1 protein-coding gene is annotated in these 437 nt (G+C 58.4%); it reads right to left on the bottom strand.

The features are described from left to right. Positions 1-53 precede the first annotated feature (53 nt). Positions 54-437 (bottom strand): integrase core domain-containing protein (locus ACF8E5_RS10750; RefSeq protein ID WP_392475251.1); only part of this gene is annotated, 384 nt, incomplete at its 5' end.

Consider the following 437-nt stretch of genomic DNA (forward strand, 5'->3'; position numbering starts at 1 on the left):
CGGCGGCTCACTTTTTGTCTTCGGTATGTGTCAAGGTAGTTGTCGTGTCTTGCCTAACCGACTTGCTGCTGGGCGTCTCGCTCACGATTCAGATACACATGGTCAGGCAGCTTCCAGCTACGGATTCCTCGAGCCCAGCGCTCTGGATTCCCACGCTGAGCCACCGTGTAGACCTGTTCACGCTGCTTCAGCGCAGCAGCATCCTGCCTCCCATGTCGCTGCGCAGGAGTGACGTATTTAAGCGCGCTATGGCGGTGTTCGTTGTTGTACCAGGCAGCAAACTCCATGACCCATACCCGAGCCTCGTCCAGTGATTCAAACGGCAGGCCTGGCCATCGCGAGCAGTACTTGGCCGTACGGAACAAGGCTTCGGCATAGGCGTTATCGTTGCTGACCCGCGGGCGGCTAAACGATGGCAGCACACCCAGATCACGCAG

Origin of the sequence: Pseudomonas sp. WSY_20 (assembly GCF_043104335.1) — a bacterium.
Taxonomy (GTDB): domain Bacteria; phylum Pseudomonadota; class Gammaproteobacteria; order Pseudomonadales; family Pseudomonadaceae; genus Aquipseudomonas; species Aquipseudomonas parafulva_B.